Here is a 16,195-nt window from a genome sequence, read left to right on the forward strand (position 1 = left end):
CGGCGGCGAGACGCCCGAAGGCGGCAAGGAAGCTGCCGAGTGAGCGCCTGACGCATCCCGCGCGGACACTGGGCCCGGTCTCGCGCGTCGCCGGCCTGCGACGCCCGAAGGCGATCGCGGATCGCGCGAACCTGGATGGCGGCGAGACGCTCTAGCTTGCAAGCGCCCGGGCGAGGGCGCAGAACTTCTCGATCGGCACGGTCTCGGCGCGGGCGGTGGGGGCGATCCCCGCATCGGCGAGGCGATCCTCGATGTCCGGGGCGAGCCCCTTGAGCGCGGCGCGCAGCATCTTGCGGCGCTGGTTGAAGGCGGCGGCGGTGACGCGCTGCAACGTGTCGGCCGGCGCGGGAAATCGCGGCGCCGGACGCGCCTCCAGATGGACCACCGCCGAGGCGACCTTGGGCGGCGGCGTGAAGGCCGCGGGCGGCAGCGTCAGCGCGATACGCGCGTCGCAGCGCCACTGCGCCAGCACGGCGAGCCGGCCATAGGCCTTGCTGCCGGGGTCGGCCACGATCCGCTCGGCCACCTCGCGCTGGAACATGAGCGTCAGGCTCTCCCAGAAGGGGGGCCAGACCTCGGGCGTGAGCCAGCGCACCAGAAGCTCCGTTCCCACGTTGTAGGGCAGGTTGGCGACGATCCGGATCGGCGGCGTCAGATACGTGCGCGGATCGACCCTGAGCGCGTCGCCCTGCACGACCGTGAGCCGCCCCGGCGCGGCGGCGGCGACCTCGTCCAGCGCGGGCAGGCAGCGCGCATCCTTTTCCACGGCGAGGACGTGGCGCGCGCCCTCCATCAGCAGCCCGCGCGTCAGACCCCCGGGGCCGGGCCCGACCTCGAAGATGTCCGACCCCGCGAGGTCGCCGGCGCTCCGCGCGATGCGGCGCGTGAGGTTCAGGTCGAGAATGAAGTTCTGTCCGAGCGCCTTGCGCGCGGCGAGGCCGTGGCGCGCGATCACCGCGCGCAGCGGCGGCAGCGCTTCGAGGCCGCTCATCGCACGTGCGGCGCGCGTGGCGAATTTTCGTACGAAAATTCGCGGATGGCCCCTGCGGGGTGAAAATTCTTCGTACGAAGAATTTTCCGGCCCCGGCTCATCCCTCCGCCTCCGCCAGATGCGCGGCGAGACGCAGCGCCGCGATCGTGGAGGCGGGATTGGCCCGTCCCGTGCCCGCGATGTCGAAGGCGGTGCCGTGATCCGGCGAGGTCCGCACGAAGGGGAGCCCCAGCGTCAGGTTCACGCCGCGGTCGAAATCCAGCGTCTTGATCGGGATCAGCGCCTGATCGTGATACATCGCCACCGCCGCGTCGTAGCTCGCGCGCGCGGCGGGGTGGAACATCGTGTCCGCCGACCGTGGGCCGTCGAGATCCAGGCCTCCGGCGCGCAGCCGCTCCAGCACCGGCGCGATCACCTCGATCTCTTCCCGGCCCATGCGACCGCCCTCGCCGGCGTGGGGGTTGAGCCCGGCGACCGCGATGCGCGGCCGGGCGAGGCCGAAGCGGGTGCGGAGCCCCTCGTCCGTGATCCGCAGCACTTTCTCCAGATGCGCCGCGGTCAGCGCGGCGGGCACCTCGGACAGGGCGATGTGGATCGTCGCCGGCACCACGCGAAGCTCGGGCGAGACCAGCATCATCACGACATCCTCGACGCCCGCGAGCGCGGCGAGGTACTCGGTATGTCCCGGATGGGCGAAGCCGGCGCCCTCCGCGAGGGCCTGCTTGTGGATGGGCAGGGTGCAGAGCGCCCGCGCGGCGCCCGCCTCCACGAGGGCCACGCCGCGCGCGATCGCGTCGATCACGCCCTGCGCGTTGGCCGGATCCGGGTGGCCGGGCGTCGCCGGGGCTGCGAAGGGATGCGCAAGCACGGGCAGACCGCGCGCGGCGGCCACCGCGGCCTCCTCGGGGGCGGCGATCTCGACCGACGGCGTGTCGGGGGGCATGTGGCGCGGGTCGCCGATCACGAAGAAGGGCAGTTCGGTGCCGAGCGCGGTCCACGCCTTCGCCGCGAGCTCGGGGCCGATCCCCGCCGGTTCGCCGCAAGTCACGGCGACAGGGCGCCGGGTCATGGCTCGACGATGCGGGCGTTCGCCCGAAGCTGTTGCAGATAACCCTCCGCGAGCGACTCGAGGCGGCGGTTCAGCAGGCTGCGCTCCACCTGCTCGCGGGACGTGTCCACCGCGGCCTCCGGGGTGCGCTGGCAGAGCATGAGCAACATCAGCGCGGGCGCGCCCTCGGGGCCGGTGCGCGTGAGCGCGGTCGAAACCTCGCCGGCGTCGAGACGGGCGAGTTCCATCGCCACGTCGCGCGGCAGGGCATCGGGCGCGGCGCTTTCGCGGATCAGGCGCTCCGGGGGCTGGCCCTTGGCGATCCCGTAGAGGTCGTCGCAACGGTCCACCCGCGCGCGGATGCGCTGCGCCTCGGCGCGCGCGTCCTCGCTGCGACCGCCGGGAATCAGGTAGGCGGCGTATTCGATTTCCGCGTAGTCGGGCGCCTCGTAGGCGGTCTCGTCCACGGCACGGAGCTGCAGCAGCGCAACCGCGCCGTCCACCGGCAGCGGGTCGGTCACCTCGCCGGGTGCAAGTGCGAGCAGGGTCTCGCGAAGCTGTTGAGGATAGCGCGTGATGGGCTGCCACTCGAGTCGACCGCCCTCGCGCGCCGAGGGGCTTGCGGAGAGCTCGCGCGCCGCCTGCGAGAAGTCCTCGACAGAGGTGATCTCGGACAGCCGCTCGGCCTGCGCGCGCGCGGCCTGCTCCTGACCGGGCTCGACGGGCAGCACGATCTCCGAGAGCAGGACCCGCAGGTTCGACGAGGCGCCCGCGCCGGCGAGCGCGCGGTCGATCGCTGTCTCCGAGGGGGCGGCGCGGGCGCCGAACCGCGCACGGACCACGTTGCGCCACGCGACGCCGGCGCGCACGAAGCGCTCGAAGGTGTCGCCCGCGATGTCCTGCTGCGCGAGGAGTTCCATGAACTCCTCGGTGCTCAGATCGCCGCGCGCGGCGAATTCGGCCATGCCCTCCTCGACATCCTCTTCATCGGGCAGCCGGTCGATGCGCGCCGCCTCCGCGAGTTGCAGCGTTTCGTCCACCAACTGCTCGCGCGCCGCCTCTTCCGGGTCGCCGGGCGCGTCGAGCAACGTGAGAAAGCGCGCGCGCTGTTCGACGTCGAAGCCCGAGATCACCGTGTCGTTCACCACGACCGCGGGCGAGAAAAGGCCCTGAGCCGCTGTCGCACCCGCGGTGAAGGCAGCCGCGAGAGCCAGAAGGCCGGCGGCCGCGAGACGCGCGGGGGCTTTCGGTCGCGTCAGTTGCATCTGCGTCGGTACTCCTTGGCGCTGCCGCCCGTGCTAAACCCTTTCAGCGCGATCGTCAGCCCGAAATCCGTGCTCGGCTCGAGGGTAACGGAACTGGCGAAGGTCCGCGAGGCGGAAAGGCGCACCTCCACGCATTCGTCGCGATAGGCCAGTCCGAAGTCCGCGCGCGCCGAGCGATCCTGCGCGATGTCGTAGCGCCAGCCGGCCGAGCCGGTCCAGTGCCGAGCGACGCGGTAGCTGCCGTCGAAGCCCCACTCCGAAAGGGATTTCTCCCGGTCCTCTGCGGCGTCCCGTTCGAGCAGGAGATAGGTCGCCGCAAGATCCAGCCGCTCGGTGCGCCAGCGTGCCCGGGCCTCGGCACGGGGCACGTCGAGGTCGGGACCGATGACGCCCCGGGCTGCGATTTCCAGTCCTTCGGCGATGGCGAACTCTCCGGCCAGGAGCCAGTCGGAGCGCGCGCCGTCGAGCCCGGAGGTCGGGCTGAAGGCGTCCTCCGCCTCGCGCCGCCAGACCCGCCCGAGCGTCAGGCCGAGGCTCCAGCCCTCTGCATCGAAGCGGCGCCAGCGCAGCCCGCCGGCCGCGCGCCAGCCGCGTTCCTGCCGGTCCGCGGCCGGGAAGCGGCTGAGCGACAGGAGGTTGGCGGAATCGAACTCGGCGGTGGTGCTCGCGTCGTTGGGAATGTCCGGGCGCGTCCCGCCCGACCATGCGATCATCGCCATCGGCTCCAGCAGGTGGCGCGCCCCGCCTGCGGAGACGCGCCGGAGCGGCCAGCGCAGCGTCACGCCGGTCTCCGGCGTCACCACCGTCTCGCGCGGGGCGGAGGTGCTGTCCTGCCGGACGCGGAAGCCGTCCGCGCGCAGGCCGGCCGAAAGCCCGAGGCGCAGGCCGGCCGGCCCCGTCCACCGCCGGCTCCAGCGCGCACCCGCCGAGACGCGTGCCATGTCGCGCCCGACGGTGTCGCGGCCAGAGACGCGGCGATGCGCGTGGACCCCGGCGAAAAGGCGCAGCTCGCCGCCCGCCCGGCGCGGGAAAAGCCGGCGTTCGTGGCGCAGGTCGAACACCAGCGACGGCAGCGTCGCGTCGTCCTCGCCCTCGCGCAGCGACTGGTAATGCGCCAGTCCCGCCTCGAAGACCGCGTCTCGGCGCACGCGCGAGAGCACGAGCTCGCTGTCGAGGCGGTCGGTTCCCGTCACGCCGTACTCGGTCAGATAACGGTCGTCCGAGGTCGTCTCGAGCCTGAGGTCGAGGCGGTAGCCGCGCCCGACCGCGAAGGTGCCGTCGGCGAAGAGATATCCGCGCAGTCGGTCGGGGCGCAGGTCATCGGTTCCCAGCGCGCCGCGCAGCTCCAGGTCGCCGCGCACGAAGGCCTGCCGATAGCGGAACGCGAGCGAGCGCGCTTCGGGCGACAGGTGGGGCGCGAGCGTCAGGTCGCGGTGTGGCCCGAGCGGGATGAAATAGGGAAGCCGCAGGCCCGGCCCGAGCTGCGTGGTGCTCTGCACCTCGGGCACCAGGAAGCCGCGGGCCCGCGGATTGGTCGGGTCCGGCAGCCGCAGACGCGGCAGGTAAAACACCGGGACATCGAGCACGCGCAGCTGCGCCTCGTCGAAGTAGAGTTGCCGGTCCGCCTCGTCGTGGAGCACCCGGCGCGCGCGGATCTGCCAGAGCGGCGCGCGCCCGCGTGCGCAGACCTGACAGGAGGTGACCGAGGTGTTCGTGAGGACCGTGTAGCGCCCCTCGCTCCGGTCGATGCGCGCCGCCGCGAGCTGAAGCTGGCGGTCGAGCACGAGGCGCGCGCTCCGGATCAGCCCGTCGCGCAGGTCGCGGTCGAGCGATGCCGCCGCGGCGATCAGCACGGTGTCGCCGCCGCCTTCGGAGAGCCGGAGCGGCCCCTCGATCCCGAGGCGGCCCGTGCCGGCGTCGTAGCTGATGCGCGCCGCCTCGAGCCGGCGGTCGCCCTGCACGACCTCGACGCCGCCCTCGGCCACGAGCCGCTCTTCGCCGTCCAGATAGACGGTATCGGCGACGAGGATCGCGGGCGCCGGCGCGGTCCCTGCGGTGTCCGCGGGCTGCGCGCGGACCTCGCCTGCGGTGGCGAGCGCAAGCGCGAGCGCCGCAATCCGCAGCAGGCCGGGCATCACCCTTCCTCCCGCTGGAGCAGCAGGCCGAGCGCGAGCAGGAGCGCGGCGACCGGCGGGGTCCATGCCGCGATCCATGGCGTGATCTGGCCCGTCTCCCCGAGCACCTGCGCGAGGTTGCGGACGTAGTGGAGCCCGAACCCGAGAAGCACCGCGGCGAGCACGTTGAGCCCCGTGCGCCCGGCGCGCGGATGCCGCATCGTGAAGCCGGCCGCGACGATCACCAGGGCGACGAGGAAGACGGGCCGCGCCAGCTCCATCTGCAACCAGACGGTATGACGGCGGGCGGAAAAGCCTGCCGATTCGAGATCGCCGATGAAGTCCGGCAACTGCCAGATCGCCACCGCGTCGGGCTGGCCGAAGCTGTCGCGGATCCGGTCCCGTGTGAGGGTCGAGGTCAGGGTCAGCCGGTCGAGCCGTCGCGCGCCGGCCTCGGGCGTCACGCCGGCTGCGAGCGGCCAGACCTTCACGTCGAAGAGCGTCCAGACGCCGTCGCCGAGGGCGGCACGCGCCGCCTCGATCCGGCGCTCCGGCCCGCCGTCGGGGGCATATTCGACGAAGCTCGCCTCGTAGAGCACGGTCGCGTCCGGGTTGGTCCGCGTGGCGCGGATCACCGTCTGTCCCGCTTCGCCCCCCTGCCGGAGCCAGAGCCCCTCCCGCCCGATCGAGAGAACCGAGCCGTCGCCGGTGTAGAGCTCGCGCAGGTCGGCGTGGCGCTTCGAGGTCGCGGCGACGATCGGGTTGAGCATCGCCACCGCGAGCGCGCCGATCACCGCGGCGACGATCACCGGCCCGACCAGCGCCACCAGCCCCGAGCGCCCGGCCGCGCGGGTGACCACCAGCTCCGAGGACCGCGCGAGCCCCAGAAAGAGCGCGATCGCGGCGAGGATCACGACGAGCGGCAGGAACTCGTAGAAGCCGGCGGGCAGGTTGAGCAGCGTGAGCGTCAGCACCTGCCGGAAGCTCAACGCGCCGTCGGCGCGGCGGACCTGCTCGATCAGGTCGATGAGGCCGACGAAGAGCGTGATCGAGGCGGCGGTGGTGAGGAAGAGCACCGCGAAGCGGCGGGCGAAATAGCGATGAAGGGTCATGCCGCCGCGCCTCCGCGCGGGGCGGGCCGGCGGCGCGTTCGCGCGGCGTAGGCCAGAAGCGCGCCCGCGATCGCAAGCCCCACCACGCTCGGCAGGTAGACGGCGGGCCAGGCGCGCGCGACGCTCTGCACGAGGTTGCCGAGCGCGCCTTCGACCATCTTCACGACCACGAGCAGCATCACGGCGAGCGCGATCTGCGGGCCGAGCCCCATGCGGCTGAAGCCCCCGGCGAGCAGCGTCGCCACCCCGATGAGCGCCGCCACGACGGCCAGCAGCGGCTGCTGGAGCCGCATGTGCGCCTCCTCCAGCACGCGGGCGCGGGTCGTGCCGATACGCTCTGCCACGCCGGCCGGGTCGGCCAGAAGCGTGAGCGTCGGCAGATGCGAGCGCTTGTCGCGCGAGGGCTGCGCCGCCGCGATCAGCCGGCTTATGTCGTAGGCGAACTCCTCGAACCGCGTCACGGAGAGGCGCAGGTCGTCGGCGTCGAGCGTCTGCGCGAGCCCCTCGACCATGACGAGTTGCGCGTTGTCACCGTCGCGCAGCAGGAAGGCGCGCTCGGCGGTGTAGGTCACGGGCCGGTCGGCGCGGCGCCGGTCCGAGAGGTAGACGTCGCGCAGCTCGCCCTCGGCGGTGATCTCGCGGATGTAGAATGTCACGCCGTCCGTCGGATGCAGGAACGTGCCCTCGCGCAGGAGCCGTGCAGAGACCGACGCGGACAGCTCGGCCTCGCGCCGGTCGAGTTCGACATCGGCTGCCGGCACGAGAAGGTTGGTCAGCGCCGCCATCAGCGCCGCGACGATCAGCCCGAAGACCCCGACGGGCCGCGCGATGCGCCAAGGGGAGAAGCCTGTCGCCTGCATGACCGTCAGCTCGCTTTCGCCGGCGAGGCGGTTGACGACATGGACCGTCGCCGCGAAGGCCGCCATCGGCAGGACCATCGCGATCACCTTGGGCAGCCAGAGCAGGGTGAACTCCAGAAAGATCATCGCCGAATGGCCGTCGGCCACCAGGTCGTCGAACAGGATCACCGCCCGGTTGACCCAGTAGACGCCGACGAGGACGAGCGAGAAGAATCCGAACAGCACCATGAGCTGCCCGATCAGATATCGGTCGAATCTCGCCAAGCGGTCCCCCTCAGGCCCGGTGCGGCCGGAGCCTACCGGAACCCGCCGGGGGGGTGAACTCCAATCTGGTCATCCGGCGGGACGGGCTCTAGGACTCGTCTGACGCCCGACCCGAGCAGCAAAGAGGACCTCCCATGACCGAGCCAGCCACCGTCCGTTTCGCGGCCCCCGACGCCGACGCGCTCGCCGAGTGCAGTGGGCGGGTCGCCGTCCTGACCGAGCCCGGCGCGCGGCTCGATCAGGTGGCACGCCGCCTCAACCGGCTGACCAAGGGCGCGGTCGAGCGCGCGGTGGCGTCGCCCGCCTTCGAGAAGGTCGGGCGGGGCGAGGCGATGACGCTCGCCTGGCCCGCGGGCGTCGCGGCCGAGGCGATCGAGATCGTGAACCTGCCGTCCCGCCCGACGGCAGCCGAGGCGCGCAAGGCCGGCGCCGCGCTCGCGCGCGCGGCCAAGGGGGCCGATGTCACGGTGATCGGTGCCAACCGCCGCCATCTGCACGAACTGGCCTTCGGCGCCGCGCTGCGCGGGTATGCCTTCAACGATCACAAGTCGGCGGGCGACGACGCCGGGGAGGGCCGCGGCACGATCACGGTCTGGAGCCCGAAGCCCGAGGAGGCCGAGGCCGCCTACACCCCCCGCGCCGCGGTGGCAGAGGGGGTCTTCTTCACCCGCGATCTCGTCAGCGAACCCGCCAACGTGCTGACCACGACCGAGTTCGCCGATCGGCTGAGCGCCCTCTCCGACATGGGCGTCGAGGTCGAGGTGCTCGACGAGGCGGAGCTCGAAGAGCTCGGCATGGGCAGCCTGCTGGCCGTGGGGCAGGGCTCGGCGGCGCCCTCCAAGGTGGTCGTCATGCAGTGGAAGGGCGGCGAGGCCGGGGCCGCACCGCTCGCGCTCTGCGGCAAGGGCGTGGTCTTCGACACTGGCGGCATCTCCCTCAAGCCCGCGCAGGGCATGGAGGACATGACCATGGACATGGGCGGCGCGGGCGTCGTCGCCGGCGTGATGAAGGCGCTCGCCGGGCGCAAGGCGAAGGCCAACGTCGTGGGCCTCGTCGGGCTGGTCGAGAACATGCCCTCGGGCACCGCGATCCGCCCCGGCGACGTGCTGACCTCGATGAAGGGCGACACCATCGAGGTCATCAACACCGACGCCGAGGGCCGGCTCGTGCTGGCCGACGTGATGTGGTACGCGCAGGAGCGGTTCCGGCCCGCCGGGATGATCGACCTCGCCACGCTGACGGGCGCCATGATCATTGCGCTCGGCCACGAGAAGGCGGGGCTTTTCTCCAACGACGACCCGCTCTGCGGCGCGCTCGAGAAGGCCGCCGAGGCGGAGGGCGAGGGCGCCTGGCGCCTGCCGATGGGCGAGGCCTACGACGAGCTTCTGAAGTCCGACATCGCCGACATGAAGAACGTGGGCGGGCGCTCCGCGGGCTCGATCACGGCGGCGCAGTTCCTGCGCCGCTTCGTGAAGGAGGGCACGCCCTGGGTCCACATCGACATCGCCGGCGTCGCGCGCGTGGCCAAGGACACCACGCTCGCGCCCAAGGGGGCGACGGGCTGGGGGGTCATGGCGCTCGACCGGCTGGTGGCCGACCGCTTCGAGGGCTGATGGGCGACGCCTACTTCTACCACCTCACGCGCCGCCCGCTCGAGGCGGCGCTGCCGCAGCTGCTCGAGGCCTCGCTCTCGCGCGGCTGGCGGGTGGCGGTGCGCGGCCGCGAGGCGGAGCGCCTCGACTGGCTCGACGAGAAGCTCTGGCTCGGCCCGGAGGAGAAATTCCTCCCCCACGGCCGGGCCGGCGGGCCGCATGACGCGCGCCAGCCCGTGCTTCTGACCACCGGGCGCGCGGCACCGAACGGCGCGGCCTGCCTCATGGCGGTGGACGGCGCCGAGGTGGCACCGGAGGAGGTGCAGGCGCTGGAGCGGGTCTGCATCCTCTTCGACGGCAACGATCCATCCGCGCTTGACCGGGCGCGTGGCCAATGGGCGGCACTGACCGGCGCGGGCTGCCGCGCGCAGTACTGGTCCGAGGAATCGGGCCGCTGGGAGAAGAAGGCGGAGCGCTGAGGCTCAGACCGACAGAAGCCGCACGCCCTCCATGCGCCCGATCTCGGCCACGTCCTCCTCGTAGGCCGCTGTAAGGTCGTCCACGGTCTCATCGGTCCAGTCGGGGATGTCGAGTTCCTCTTCCACCATCTCGTCGACCGCGTATTTGTCGAGGAAAGCGAGCATCGTGCGCCGTTTCAGCGGCTCGGTCAGGTCCGGGTGCTCGCCGAGATAGGCGCGGAAGCGCTGCATCCCTTCGGCCGACATGATCTCCGAGAGCACATCGAAGGCGCCGGCGATCTTCGTGCCTTCCTCCAGTCCCGCGATGTCGCGCAGGATCGTGCCCCAGAGCACCGGGCTGTCCTCCGAACACCAGACCGTGATCGGCACGTCCGGCACGCCCTCGCGCAGCCGGCCGATCAGGTTGGACCAGCGCATGTCGCTCGGGTCGAGTCCGTCCATCATGTCGGCGAGCGACGCGTCCTTGCGGATCGCCAGCACGGCGGGAAGGAAGGAGGCCGGGTCGCGGATCGCGAGACGCAGCTCGACGGTGTCGCCTTCGAAAAGACGGCGCAGGTTCGCCAGCCGTTCCTCGGCCTGCGGAAAGAGCACGCCGCCGGCGAAGGCCTGCTGCGGCGCCGCGAAAAAGCGGTCGTTGGACAGCACGAGGCGCGTGACTTCCTCCTCCGGCCGGTCGAGCAGCGCGTCGAGAAGCACCTCGCGCGCCTCGGGCGCCGGGTCGGCCCGGCGCATGGACACCACCGTATCGCGCAGGAGCTGGCGGTAGCGCGCCGGATCCGGCAGCGCGATGCCGCGCGCCGCGAAGCTCTCGGCGTTGCGCGCGAGCGTCTTCATCAGGCGCCCGTCATCGGTGGCCAGAGTTCCGGCGTGGAGGATGATGTGCATGCCTGTCGCCCCTGCTGTGCCTGCCCGTCTCAGCATAGCCGGGATGCGCGGCGCAGGAAACCACCCAGGGCGGGCGCCACCCGTGGTCGCCCCTGACCGATCGGCGACAATAGGCCGGAATCGCGGGATTAATAAAAACGAACATTAATCGGGAAAATCTTCCGGTCAGGATCGCGGCGCAACAAGCGCGCAGAAAATGCCGGTCCCTGCGTCCGTCGGGGCAGAAGGGAGGCGTTCGACGAAAACTAAAACCGAATTTTGGTCGGTGTAAATCGGGGTTTACTCACGGCTTTCGCTCCGCGTAAAGCTGTGGGCGGTAATCGCACGCGATCCGCTCCGGAGAATTCGGCGAGCTTCATGGTCCAGAAGAAGAAACCGGAAATCCGCGAGGCCATACTTGCCGCTGCCTATGATCTCTTTCGAGATCGTGGATATGCCTTTTCCACCGTCTCGGCGATCGCGCGCGCCGCGGACACCTCGGCGGCCAATATCTACGTCTATTTCGGATCGAAGCTCGACATATTCCTCGAGCTCTACGAGCCGTGGATGATGGGCCGCATCGACGCGCTGCATGAAAAGGTCCGCAGCATCCCCGAGCCGGACGTCCGGCTGAAGGCGTTCCTGCATACGCTCTGGCACGACATTCCCGTCGAGGAGAACGGTTTCTCCAGCAACGTCCTTCAGGCGCTCGCCACGGTGCCCGAGGACGACCCCCGGATCCGCGACCTGTCGCGCCGCGCCGAGGCGCGCATTTCCGAGATTCTGGTCGAGACCCTTCCGGAGGACCGCCGGCACCTCGCCGGGGACGGTGCGCTCGCCCGGCTGCTCGCCGCGGCGAGCGACGGGTTCTCCGTCAATCACCACGACCAGAGCTCGCTGGAACTGACCCGCGCGGCGGTGGATCTCACCGCGCGTCTGATGCTCGGCCGCCCCGGATAGCTCGGCCGCCCCGGTCATCCGCCAGACCGGCCCGCGATGCGCCCGAGCCCCACCGCCGACAGGAGCCCGTTGCCCGAGAGGTAGCCCGAGTCGCCCGCCCCCGAGACGCCGACGGCGGCGCCGCCCGTGGCGAAGAGGCGCCGGCAGGGCGTGCCGTCGGCGCGGACCGCGCGCGCCTCCGGCGTCACGGCGAGCCCGCCCTGCGTGTGAAAGAGCGCGCCGGTGACGCGCACCCCGCAGAAAGGGGCCGCGAGCGCCGGCACCGCGCCGAAGCGGCGGCCGAAGGCGTCCGGTGCCCCGGCGCCGCGGGCGGCCTCCGCCTCCGCGAGCGTGTCGGCAAGGGCATCGGAGGGCAGGCCGAAGGCGGCGGCGAGCTCCTCCACCGTGTCGGCCGTCTTGACCGCGCCCTGCGCCTCGGCCGCTCGGAAATCGGCGAACTGCCGGGCGACGCCCGCGATGCGCGCGTCGAAGACCGTGACCGCCTGCCCGCCGGGCTGGGCGAGGACGGCGCGCGCGGCCTCGGAGTAGCCCTGCGCCTCGTTCCAGAAGCGGCGGCCGTCGGCGTTCACCTGCGCGCCGCCCTCGGCGATCACGGCCCAGGTGATCAGGATGCCGTGCGGATGCGCGACGTTGCCGTGGCCCTGATAGGCGCCGAGATGCGCGGTCGCGAGGCCCAGCGCCTCGGCCCAGTCGAGCGCCTCGCCCTGGTTGCCGGCATGGCCGAAGTAGAGCGCATCGGCGATCCCGGGCATGTGGCGCGCGACCCGGCGCTTGTTGCCGCCGTAGCCGTTGCAGGCGAGGATCACGCGCCCCGCGCCGATCTCCTCCACCGTGCCGTCGGGCAGGCGGGCCGCCACGCCCGCGACCTCGCCCCCGGCGTCGGTGAAGAGCGTTTCCACCTGCCGCTCGCAGACGATGGGCACGCCGCGCGCCTCGCAACGGCTGCGCAGCGCATCGACGAGCGAGGCCCCCGCGCGGTCCGGCAGCCCATGCATCCGGCGGCGCGAATGGCCGGGATAGTCGAAATCCTCGACGAGTGTCAGGGGCAGGCCGAGGCCATCCGTCAGCCAGGCCACCGCCTCGGGGATCGCCCCGGTCAGGGCGGCGACGAGCGCCGGATCGGCCTCGCCGTGCGCCTTCGCCTGGATGTCGGCGGCGAAACGCTCCGGGTCGTCCTCGATCCCTGCGGCGCGCTGCTGCGCGGTGGCGGCGGCGGGGATCAGCCCGGCCGAGAGCGCGGTGGAGCCCGCGGGCACCGGGTCGCGCTCCAGCACCAGCACCTCCTCGCCCGCCTCGTGGGCCGAGAGCGCGGCCACCATTCCGGCCGCGCCGGCGCCGATCACCAGCGTCTCGACCTCGAGCGGCCAGGCCGGCGGGGCAGGGCGGAGGCTCACCCCTCGCCCCCGTCGTAGCGTCCGCCCGCCTCCAGCATCGCGGGCGTGCCGATGCGCGCGTTGAGCTCCGCGAAGTCGAACATGCGGTCCGCGAAGGGCCGGTTGGTGCCGTGGGTGGCGAGGCTCGCGTAGTAGTCCTCCGCCGCGCGGGCCAGCGCGCGGACGATCCCGCCCGGGAATATGACGAGCGAATAGCCCATCGCGCCCAGATCGGCGGCCGAGGTGACGGGCGTGACGCCGCCCTCGACCATGTTCGCCATCAGCGGCACCCGCCCCGCGAAGCGCGCGGCCACCGCGCGCAACTCCTCGCCCGAGCGCGGCGCCTCGACGAAGAGCGCGTCGGCCCCGGCGGCGACGTAGGCCTCCGCGCGCTCCAGCGCGGGCTCGAACCCCTCGACCCCGATCGCGTCCGTGCGCGCGATGATGAGCGTCTCGGCGCTTTCGCGCGCGTCGGCCATGGCGCGGATCTTGCCCGCCATCTCGGCCGCCGGGATCAGCCGCTTGTCGGCCAGATGTCCGCAGCGCTTCGGGAAGCTCTGGTCCTCCACCTGCAGAGCATTGGCGCCCGCGCGTTCGTAGGTGCGCATGGTGCGCTGCGCGTTGAGCGCGTTGCCGAAGCCCGTGTCGGCGTCGATCACGATGGGCAGCGCGACGCGGTCGCGGATCGCCGCCAGCGTCTCGGCCATCTCCGACATGGTGGTGAGCCCGATGTCGGGTCGCCCGAGCCGCGTGTAGGCGACCGCCGCGCCGGAGAGGTAGAGCGCCTCGAAGCCCGCCGCCTCGGCGAGCGCGGCGGTCAGCCCGTCGTAGACGCCGGGCGCGACGAGCGCGGGGGCGCGGGCGAGGCGGGCGCGCAGGCGCTCCATCACGCGAGCCCCGGCAGGCTGAGCACGCTTTCGCAGGTCTCCTGCTGGGTGACCGAGCCGAGGGCGATCAGCGTGGCCTCGTGCACCTCCGGTTTGAAGGCGCCGCAGCCGTCGGCGAGGAGGATCGTGCGGTAGCCGCGCATGTGCGCATCGCGGACCGTGCTCGCCACGCCGCCGTTCGTGACGATGCCGCCTATGATCAGCGCCTCGATGCCGAGCGCCTTCAGGATATACTCGAGCCGTGTCTGATAGAAGGCGGAATAGGCGACCTTTTCTACCGTGTAGTCAGGCGGCTGCAGAAGATCGACCGCGGCGTTGCCCCATCCGCCGGGCGCGAAGTCGCCGGTGGTCAGGAAGGGGCGCAGCGCCTTCAGGTGCGGCGCGATCAGCGGCTCCGCGCCACCGGGCCGCGGCACCAGCGTGAACTGGGCCGAGACGAAGAGACCGCCCCTCGCGCGCACCGCGTCGATCACCGGCTTCACCCGCGCGGGCAGCTCGGGCAGGCCCGGTCCCGTCTGCCCGGCGCGGCCGTAGGCGCCCTCGGGGTGCAGGAAGTCGTTCTGCAGGTCGATCGTCAGCACCGCGGTACGGGCGGGGTCGAGGGGGGCGTCGTGGCTCATGCCGCGCTCTCCTTGGCTGTCAGAAGGACGTTGCCGTGCGGGTCCACGAGGGCCTCGAGCCACGGCTCGACGAAGATCGTCGCGTCGGGCTGCTCGAGCACTGCCGGCCCCTCGATCCGCGTGCCAACGGGCAGGGCGAGCCGGTCGAAGACCCGCGCCTCGTGCCAGTCGCCTTGTGCATAGACCGGCCGCACGCCCTTGGCGGCGCCGTCGAGGCGCGCGTCCGGGTCGGGGGCAAGGGTGGCGAGGTCGAACTTCGGCCGCGTGCCGATCACCGCCGTGCGCAGGTTCAGCACGCGGATCGGGCTCGTCAGCAGGCGGCCGTAAAGCTCGCGGTAGGTCGTCTCGAAGGCGGCGCGGATCGCGCCGGCGGAGATCGGTTTCACCGTCGCGCCGTCCATCCCGACGGCGACCGGTACGGCGACGGTGTGCGTCTGCCCGAGATAGGCCATGTCGAGCTCGATCCGCACCTCGCGCCCGGCGAAGCCGGTGTCGGCCGCATCGAGCGTGGCGTTGCCCCCGTCGACATGCGCCTGCACCCGGTCGCGCAGTGCAGCGACGTCGAGATCGTCCAGCATCCCGTTGATCGTCTGCACGAAATCCTGCCGCATGTCGGCGATCACGCAGCCGAGCGCGGAGGTCACGCCCGGATAGCGCGGCACCAGCGCGCGGGCGAGGCCCACCTCCGCGATCATCGCGCCGGCGTGCAGCGCGCCGCCGCCGCCGAAGGGCATGTAGACGAAACGCTCCGGGTCGAATCCCCGCTCGATCGAGACGAGGCGGATGGCCCCCGCCATGGCGGAGGTGGCGACGCGCACGATCGCCTCCGCCGCCGCCATGAGGTCGAGGCCCAGCGGCTCGGCCACGTGGCGGCGGATCGCCGTCTTCGCGCCTTCGAGATCGAGCGCGCCCAGCCCGTCGCCGAGGGGGCGGGCGGGGTCGATCCGGCCGAGCACGATATTGGCGTCGGTGACCGTGGGTCGGTCGTTGCCGCGCCCGTAGGCCACGGGGCCGGGATCGGAGCCGGCGCTTTCCGGGCCGATCTGCAGGAGCCCGCCGGCGTCAACGCTCGCGATGGAGCCGCCGCCCGCGCCGATGGTGGCGATCTCGATCATCGGCGTGCGCACGACGAGGCCGAAGTCGATGGCGGTCTGCGGCGAGAGCACCGTCTCGCCCCCCGCGATCAGCGAGACGTCGAAGCTCGTGCCGCCCATGTCGCCGGTGATGACGTTGGAAAACCCAGCGCTTTCGGCGATGTAGCCCGCCGCGATCACGCCGGCGGCCGGGCCCGAAAGCGCCGTGCGCACCGGCAGGCGGCAGGCGGTGTCCACCGACATCACGCCGCCGTTCGACTGCACGATCAGGAACTCGCCGCCGAAGCCCTCGCCCGCGAGCGCGGTTTCGAGCCGGTCGAGATAGCCCGCGACCTCGGGTTGCAGGTAGCCGTTGAGCGCGGTCGTGGAGAAGCGCTCGAACTCGCGGATTTCCGGCAGGATCTCGGAGGAGGCCGCGACATGCGCGTTGGGCCAGACCTCGCGCAGGGCGGCCACGGCGCGCGCCTCGTTCTCCGGGTTGGCGTAGGCGTTGACGAAGAGCACGACGACCGACGCGCAGCCCTGATCGAGCAGTGCGCGGCCCGCGGCGCGCACCGCGTCGAGGTCCACCGCCCGCTCCACCGTGCCGTCGGCCAGCACCCGCTCGGGCACCTCGAGGCGCAGGTCGCGCGGCACCACCGGCACGAAATCGCCCCTGAGCCCCCAGGTGCG

The 16,195-nt window shown here is 72.3% G+C and carries 14 protein-coding genes; 3 read left to right on the forward strand and 11 right to left on the reverse strand.

Annotation, left to right across the window (positions count from 1 at the left end; genetic code table 11):
• Positions 1-151 precede the first annotated feature (151 nt).
• From rsmA to lptF, 6 genes are all read right to left on the reverse strand, one after another.
• Entirely contained in the window at positions 152-991 is an 840-nt protein-coding gene (gene rsmA, locus ACESL7_RS04660; RefSeq protein WP_372891923.1) for a 16S rRNA (adenine(1518)-N(6)/adenine(1519)-N(6))-dimethyltransferase RsmA, read from the reverse strand.
• 97 nt (positions 992-1,088) lie between these two features.
• Positions 1,089-2,060 carry a 4-hydroxythreonine-4-phosphate dehydrogenase PdxA gene (gene pdxA / locus ACESL7_RS04665; protein ID WP_372891925.1) on the reverse strand — a complete coding sequence of 324 codons (972 nt, stop codon included), beginning with the start codon at positions 2,058-2,060 and terminating at the stop codon, positions 1,089-1,091.
• Positions 2,057-3,304 (reverse strand): peptidylprolyl isomerase, encoded by a 1,248-nt coding sequence (locus ACESL7_RS04670; protein WP_372891927.1) that lies wholly within the window; start codon positions 3,302-3,304, stop codon positions 2,057-2,059. Before ACESL7_RS04670 ends, pdxA begins: the two co-directional genes overlap by 4 nt.
• Positions 3,295-5,439: an LPS-assembly protein LptD gene (locus ACESL7_RS04675; RefSeq protein ID WP_372891929.1), complete on the reverse strand. Its 2,145-nt coding sequence runs from the start codon at positions 5,437-5,439 to the stop codon at positions 3,295-3,297. Before ACESL7_RS04675 ends, ACESL7_RS04670 begins: the two co-directional genes overlap by 10 nt.
• On the reverse strand, positions 5,439-6,530 hold the full coding sequence (gene lptG, locus ACESL7_RS04680) for an LPS export ABC transporter permease LptG (RefSeq protein ID WP_372891932.1): 1,092 nt from the start codon (positions 6,528-6,530) through the stop codon (positions 5,439-5,441). The genes ACESL7_RS04675 and lptG overlap by 1 nt, the downstream gene beginning before the upstream one ends.
• Entirely contained in the window at positions 6,527-7,654 is a 1,128-nt protein-coding gene (gene lptF, locus ACESL7_RS04685; RefSeq protein ID WP_372891934.1) for an LPS export ABC transporter permease LptF, read from the reverse strand. Before lptF ends, lptG begins: the two co-directional genes overlap by 4 nt.
• 134 nt (positions 7,655-7,788) lie before the next feature.
• Here lptF and ACESL7_RS04690 point away from each other — a divergent pair, with 134 nt between their 5' ends.
• Together ACESL7_RS04690 and ACESL7_RS04695 are read left to right on the forward strand one after the other, a co-directional pair.
• Positions 7,789-9,267 carry a leucyl aminopeptidase gene (locus ACESL7_RS04690; protein ID WP_372891936.1) on the forward strand — a complete coding sequence of 493 codons (1,479 nt, stop codon included), beginning with the start codon at positions 7,789-7,791 and terminating at the stop codon, positions 9,265-9,267.
• Positions 9,267-9,725, forward strand: coding sequence for a DNA polymerase III subunit chi (locus tag ACESL7_RS04695; RefSeq protein WP_372891938.1), 459 nt, complete (start codon positions 9,267-9,269; stop codon positions 9,723-9,725). Before ACESL7_RS04690 ends, ACESL7_RS04695 begins: the two co-directional genes overlap by 1 nt.
• Before the next feature lie 3 nt (positions 9,726-9,728).
• Here ACESL7_RS04695 and ACESL7_RS04700 read toward each other — a convergent pair whose 3' ends face one another.
• The gene (locus tag ACESL7_RS04700) at positions 9,729-10,610 is read right to left on the reverse strand and encodes a hypothetical protein (protein ID WP_372891940.1); all 882 of its coding nucleotides are present in this window, start codon (positions 10,608-10,610) and stop codon (positions 9,729-9,731) included.
• A gap of 357 nt (positions 10,611-10,967) precedes the next feature.
• On the opposite strand from ACESL7_RS04700, the gene ACESL7_RS04705 reads away from it, so the two are divergent.
• Complete coding sequence (locus tag ACESL7_RS04705) at positions 10,968-11,549, forward strand: TetR/AcrR family transcriptional regulator (RefSeq protein ID WP_372891942.1); 582 nt, start codon at positions 10,968-10,970, stop codon at positions 11,547-11,549.
• Between the two features lie 14 nt (positions 11,550-11,563).
• On the opposite strand, the gene ACESL7_RS04710 is transcribed toward ACESL7_RS04705, so the two are convergent.
• The 4 genes from ACESL7_RS04710 to ACESL7_RS04725 all read right to left on the reverse strand — a co-directional run.
• On the reverse strand, positions 11,564-12,943 hold the full coding sequence (locus tag ACESL7_RS04710) for an FAD-dependent oxidoreductase (RefSeq protein ID WP_372891944.1): 1,380 nt from the start codon (positions 12,941-12,943) through the stop codon (positions 11,564-11,566).
• Entirely contained in the window at positions 12,940-13,809 is an 870-nt protein-coding gene (locus tag ACESL7_RS04715; RefSeq protein ID WP_372891946.1) for an isocitrate lyase/PEP mutase family protein, read from the reverse strand. The genes ACESL7_RS04710 and ACESL7_RS04715 overlap by 4 nt, the downstream gene beginning before the upstream one ends.
• The gene (locus ACESL7_RS04720; protein ID WP_372891948.1) at positions 13,809-14,429 is read right to left on the reverse strand and encodes a cysteine hydrolase family protein; all 621 of its coding nucleotides are present in this window, start codon (positions 14,427-14,429) and stop codon (positions 13,809-13,811) included. Before ACESL7_RS04720 ends, ACESL7_RS04715 begins: the two co-directional genes overlap by 1 nt.
• Positions 14,426-16,195 (reverse strand): hydantoinase/oxoprolinase family protein (locus ACESL7_RS04725; RefSeq protein ID WP_372891950.1); only part of this gene is annotated, 1,770 nt, incomplete at its 5' end. The genes ACESL7_RS04725 and ACESL7_RS04720, both read right to left, overlap by 4 nt.

It is taken from the genome of Rhodosalinus sp. (genome assembly GCF_041685465.1).
Taxonomy (GTDB): Bacteria; Pseudomonadota; Alphaproteobacteria; order Rhodobacterales; family Rhodobacteraceae; genus Rhodosalinus.